At 46.5% G+C, this 4,229-nt stretch carries 2 protein-coding genes, 1 tRNA gene and 1 pseudogene; 3 read left to right on the plus strand and 1 reads right to left on the minus strand.

All coding sequences use genetic code 11. The annotated features are described in order from the left end of the window. The first annotated feature begins 288 nt into the window (after window positions 1-288). Window positions 289-573: a YggT family protein gene (locus RID09_RS08740; RefSeq protein ID WP_446335557.1), complete on the plus strand. Its 285-nt coding sequence runs from the start codon at window positions 289-291 to the stop codon at window positions 571-573. A gap of 12 nt (window positions 574-585) precedes the next feature. Here the strand turns inward: RID09_RS08740 and accC are convergent, their stop codons facing one another. Beyond that, window positions 586-1,941 carry an acetyl-CoA carboxylase biotin carboxylase subunit gene (gene accC / locus RID09_RS08745; protein ID WP_446335558.1) on the minus strand — a complete coding sequence of 452 codons (1,356 nt, stop codon included), beginning with the start codon at window positions 1,939-1,941 and terminating at the stop codon, window positions 586-588. Window positions 1,942-2,288: 347 nt separating this feature from the next. Here accC and RID09_RS08750 point away from each other — a divergent pair. Beyond that, window positions 2,289-2,370, plus strand: a tRNA-Leu gene (locus RID09_RS08750). A 595-nt stretch (window positions 2,371-2,965) separates the two neighbouring features. Continuing rightward, window positions 2,966-4,229, plus strand: a pseudogene (locus RID09_RS08755) (RNA-guided endonuclease InsQ/TnpB family protein); the annotation flags it as partial.

The raw sequence follows: 4,229 nt of genomic DNA on the forward strand, positions 1-4,229 counted from the left end.
GTCAGTAGGGCGTTTTTGACTGCGCCATCCAGGGTTTTTCTCTGGAACTCTAAGAAGATAAAACTTTCATGACGTGGCTTCTAGCCCGTCCTGTAGTATCCGCTTAGAATCCCCCGCGCTTTAGCCGGGGGAGAAGTCAATATTAAGAGTTCCCTCCCCTCACCACAATGCTTATCCAGCAAGCCCTACTTAGGTGCAGGGAGATAAAGGTTGTAGTAGTTCATCCCAGTCTTGCGTTACACTGGCTAACTGATTTCCATACTTTTTTGTGAAATTAGGACTTATCTCATGAATACTCTGACACTGGCAACGTGGATTCTCAGCCCTTTACTGGGACTAGCTATCTTACTATTCATCTTCCGGATTATCCTTACCTGGTATCCTCAGATCGATCTCAACCGCTTCCCCTTTAATCTGGTCGCTTTGCCCACCGAACCCTTTTTAGTCCCAACCCGCAAACTGGTGCCGCCCATTGGGGGTGTGGATATTACGCCGATTATTTGGGTTGGGATTGTTAGCTTATTGCGGGAGATTCTTGTAGGTCAGCAAGGATTACTGACCATGATGCATTGACCGCCTACCGTTTTAAGATTTATCTGTTGCCATCATTTGCTCAACAAAATTCGTATAAACATCACCACTGAGAAACGCTGGGGTTTCTAAGATTTTTTGGTGGAAACTCAGCGTGGTAGCAACCCCAGTAATGGCACATTCACGCAGGGCGCGTTTCATGCGGCGAATTGCGGCATCTCGGTTAGGTGCCCAGACGATTAACTTGCCGATTAATGAGTCGTAATAGGGGGGGATTTCATAATCGGTGTATACATGGGAATCCATCCGCACGCCGGGTCCTCCGGGTGGCAGATAACCACTAATCCGCCCTGGTTGAGGACGGAAATTGCGTTCGGGATCTTCAGCATTAATCCGGCATTCAATCGCATGTCCCTTAAGCGTCACTTGGTCTTGAGTCAGTTTTAAGGGTTCGCCTTGGGCAATACGAATCTGTTCGGCAATTAAGTCCAATCCTGAGATCATCTCAGTGACGGGATGTTCGACTTGAATGCGGGTATTCATTTCCATAAAGTAAAAATTACCCATGGCATCCAGGAGAAACTCAATCGTACCCGCCCCAACGTAATTAATCGACTTGGCAGCCATGACGGCGGCGGTTCCCATTTTTTCTCGCAGTTCTGGGGTCAAGGCGGGACTGGGGGCTTCTTCTAAGAGTTTCTGGTGACGCCGTTGAATGGAACAATCTCGTTCTCCGAGATGAATGACGTTACCGTGAGTATCGGCAAGAATTTGAAACTCAATATGGCGGGGACGGACGATAAATTTTTCCAGATAAAGTCCTGGATTGCCAAAGGCGGCTTCGGCTTCCCCTTGGGCGGCTTGAAACAGGCGACTCATCGCACTCTCATCGGGAACTAAGCGCATCCCCCGTCCGCCACCACCGGCTGTAGCTTTAATCATCACCGGATAACCCATGTCTTTGGCAAGGGCTATGGCTTCACGTTCACTACTCAACAATCCCTCACTTCCCGGTACGGTGGGTACGCCTGCCCGTTGCATGGTTTCCTTGGCGGTGGATTTATCCCCCATCGCCCGCATTGCTTCGGGTGACGGACCGATAAAAGAGATTTGATGATCGGCGCAAATTTCGGCAAATCGGGCATTTTCTGCCAAAAAACCATAGCCGGGATGAATGGCGGTGGCGTTGCGCGTCAGGGCGGCGGCAATAATGTTGGGAATATTCAAGTAGCTTTTGCTACTGGGTGCTTCACCGATGCATATAGCTTCATCCGCCAGTTGTACATGTAGGGCGTGTTGATCGATGGTTGAGTGAACGGCAACGGTGGCAATTCCCATTTCTTCACAGGTTCGGAGAATCCGCAGGGCAATTTCCCCACGATTGGCAATTAAGATTTTGGCAAAGTCCATAAAACAGCTTGCTCTATATCCGTATTCAGCTAATAGGCGAGGAGCCTCACGTCATAATTTTCAATTTGACGTGAGAGGAATCACCATAATATAATGTAGTACAGTTTGTATTGCTTAAAGTGGGGTTGGGCATCGCCTCACTATAAAACGCGAATCTCCTTTTGGAGAGGAGAAACCTACAGTATAATCTTTGCTTGACTGTAGGAGTACGTCACTAGGATAAGGGGGATTGTCACCAATGGTTGCATCCTTGGGAAATCCTGGGCGATGTCCCTAATGGGATTCATCAACAAAATTGTCGAGAAGTCGTAATTTTCTCACAAGTGTTGGTATAATTAGTTAGCCATGCGGATGTGGTGGAATTGGTAGACACGCACGCTTGAGGGGCGTGTGGCGTAAGCCTTGCGAGTTCGAGTCTCGCCATCCGCACTCCCTGGTGTATGACGGCATCGGGAAGTGATTCGCTTTGTTTGTGTAGGGTAGCCGGGGAAAAGAGGCGCGATCGCTTGCGTCTGGGTGCAGGGAAATTTTAGCCGATTAGGATTGAAAGCCACCCCACACCGGTTGTATAAATAAGTTTGTATAAATAAGTCATTTGACTAATCTTTAAGCTTTCTGGGGATTTCTAACATAGTAATGGCGTGGGTGGAAAAAATCCAAAACCTTTGATAAGGTTAGCGCCTGGAGAAAGATTGCTGGTAAGATCTCTAGTTAATTTCTGGACTATGGCGCGATCGCACGATTATCCGGAAATGGCGGTATTGCCTTTGAAGATCAATACCCATCAATAGCCAGTAAGCGATGTAGCAATTTAACAATTTGTAATATAATAGTTGATAATACTCAACAAAATTGTTCGGTTGACAACAATAGAGAGGTGAAGTTTATGTCTACCAAAACATCATAGAAGCTGAGAGCCACCGTCTTTTAAGCGGTGGATGAAAGCGACTTGAAGGATTTATCCTTCTGTTTACGGATTAAGTCTACAAAATGGTGTATAAATAGTGTAGGAGGTGATGAACAAGTGTTAAGTCTGACCTACGAATACAAAGCAATCCCTACACAAGAACAAGTCCAAATGATTGAACACACGCTAACAGTGTGTCGTAAAGTTTGGAATTATGCCTTGCGTACACGTAAGGATTGGATAAATTCTCGTAAGTGTCAAGTTAATGCTTGTTCAATTACCTCTGAATACATCATGAGTGCAGATGCGCCTCGTCCCACTTATGCACAAAGTGTGTAAGTCACTGACCGCAGCCAAGGAAGAGTTTCCAGAACTCAAAAGCGTCAACGCTCAAGTGTTGCAGCAGGTGTTAAGGAAACTAGAGACAGCCTTCTTGGGCATGGGACGTAAGGGGATGGGATTTCCTCGATTTAAGAACAAGTACCGGATGCGGTCATTTGTTTATCCGCAACTAGGTAAGTCTCGGTTTTTGAGAGGAAATCAAATCAAGCTGCCTCAACTAGGGTGGCTTGAATATGTCAAGTCGCGAGAAATTCCAGATGGATTTACGGTCAAACAAGCACGTATTGTCCGCAAGGCGTCTGGATATTTTGTGATGTTGTCACTTGAATGCGACCTTGATGTACCAGACGTAATCCCTGATGGTCATCCAGTGGGTATTGACTTGGGACTCGACAAATTCGTGGCAACATCTGATGGAGATGTGATAGATAGACCCCGTTTCCTGAATTCACTGCACCGCAAGTTGAAATTACTGCAACGCAGACTGAAGCACAAGAAGAAAGGGACAAACAATCGTCACAAACTCAATCGAAAGATTGCACGACTACATCAACGAATCAGGGATACAAGGAAAGACTGGCACTTCAAATTAGCTCACAAACTGTGCGATGGTGCTGGGATGATATTTGTTGAGGATATCGACTTTCGAGTATGGGCAAAAGGACTATTCGGCAAACACACATTAGATGCTGGTTTTGGTCAGTTCTTGTCCATCTTGAAGTTTGTGTGCTGGAAACGTGGCGTGTATTTCGATAAGGTAGACAAGAATTACACGTCACAAGTTTGTCCTCAATGTGACGCACATACAGGCAAAAAAGAGCTCCACCAAAGAGTTCATTCTTGTCCTGAATGTGGATACACAACACATCGTGATGTAGCAGCAGCACAAATTGTCCGCAATCGTGGACTGTCTGAGGTGGGACGCATCTTGGACATTAAAGAAAATGCTTGTGGAGACGGTCTGACGGGGACGGGAAACCGTCTAGTTAAGAGTTCGAGAAGCAAGAACAAGGGTAGAGAGGCGCGACTTCAGTCCGCC

Origin of the sequence: Coleofasciculus sp. G1-WW12-02 (genome assembly GCF_040219735.1) — a bacterium.
Lineage (GTDB): Bacteria > Cyanobacteriota > Cyanobacteriia > Cyanobacteriales > Coleofasciculaceae > Coleofasciculus.